This is a genomic window from Vibrio genomosp. F10 str. 9ZD137 (assembly GCF_049974785.1).
Taxonomy (GTDB): Bacteria; Pseudomonadota; Gammaproteobacteria; order Enterobacterales; family Vibrionaceae; genus Vibrio.
The window spans coordinates 1-1614 of the sequence record NZ_JBNGCJ010000953.1 but is presented as its reverse complement, the minus strand read 5'-3'; the positions used below and the strand labels follow the sequence as shown (position 1 = coordinate 1614).

1 protein-coding gene and 1 pseudogene are annotated in these 1614 nt (G+C 45.5%); both read right to left on the bottom strand.

All coding sequences use genetic code 11. The features are described from left to right. The coding region (locus tag ACP45E_RS20785) for an efflux RND transporter permease subunit (protein WP_141707466.1) at positions 1–1319 on the bottom strand (1319 nt) is incomplete at its 3' end. After that, positions 1312–1614 (bottom strand): annotated as a pseudogene (locus tag ACP45E_RS20780) (efflux RND transporter periplasmic adaptor subunit); the annotation flags it as partial. The gene ACP45E_RS20785 and the pseudogene ACP45E_RS20780, both read right to left, overlap by 8 nt.

The window sequence follows — 1614 nt, the reverse complement described above, 5'->3', positions numbered from 1 at the left end:
GCTTGGGTGCGGGTCCGCCCTTTTTGGGTGCCTATGAGTATCCCTTCAACCACCACAATGGCATTGTCCACCAACATCCCTAGTGCAATCACCAACGCACCCAATGAGATACGTTGCAAATCGATCTTGAAATACTGCATGAAGATAAAGGTGCCCAAAACGGTCAACAAGAGAATCAGACCAATCAATAACCCCGATCTTAAGCCCATGAAAAACAGTAGCACGATAATGACGATCGCAACCGCTTGACCAAGACTGACAACAAATCCACTGACCGATTTATCCACTTCTTTCGGCTGACTGTATATCTCTGCGATCTGCACGCCAACTGGCTGCTGGTACTTTAACTCGGCTAAGCGGCGATCAAACCGCTCACCAACTTCAACCACGTTAACACCGGTTGCAAAAGAAACGCCGATATTGAGAGCAACGTCGCCGTTATAGTTAATAATATTGCTTGGTACTTCCTGATAACCACGGGTGATTTTGGCAACATCACGCAGATAAATCAGCCCTGAAGCACCGTTTTCGTTAATGATTAAATCACCGAGTTGATCAACATTTTCGAACTCGCCCGTTGGATGAATTCGAATGTATTCATCGCCGATTCTTATTGCACCCGCGTCTGACACTACGTTCTGTGTTGAAAGTAAGTTGAATACCGTTGCCGGCGCCAAACCAAGGCTACTCATTCGCGTCATCGATATTTCAATGAATACCTGCTCTTGCTGTTGCCCAGAGACGGAAATTTTGCTCACGCCATCAACTAACTCCAGCTCACGTCTTAGGTAATCAACATAATCCAGCAGCTCCTTATAACCGTACCCATCCCCAGTAACCGCGAGCAAAATACCGTAAACGTCACCAAAGTCATCGATGACCTTAGGAGCCCCCACTCCAGGAGGCAATGACCCTTGCAGATCATTGACCTTTCGACGCAACTCATCCCAGATTTGCGGTAAGTCATCAGGACCATAATTGTTCTTCATCGTCACCGTTATTTGTGACAACCCTCGGCTGGAAATCGAATTGACTTCATCCACATAAGTAAGCTGTTGAATGGCTTTTTCTAAGGGATAAGTCACCTCTTCTTCGACTTGCTGAGGAGTCGCACCTGCATACTGGGTCACGACCATCGCGTCTTTGATCGTAAAGGCTGGATCTTCAAGACGACCTAACCCAAAAAAGGCAGACACGCCTCCAATCAAAAAGATCAGTGAAATCATCCAGCTGATTACTTTATTTTTAATAAAATAAACCGCGATTCCTTTCTCTTCTTCATTCGTTTGATCGGGTATCGCTTGCTTCAAATCACTCATTAAATGCTACCTCTGAAATCACGTTCACTTTCATTCCCTCTCGCAATTTAGAAAGTCCTGCAACAACGACGACGTTAGTTGTGTCTAACCCATCGAGTACTTTAAATGAGTTTTGCGATGCTTTGCCTAATGTGACTTTTCGTTTCGTTACTGTGTTGTCGCTTTGTAAAACCCACACGTATTTGTTGTCTCTTTCTAAGCCATCACCATCACCATTAAAGATCGCTTCTACTGGGACATAAGCCCCGACGCTGATACTATGCCCGAGGCTTTTCCCTGTGGCAGTGACTTCAAC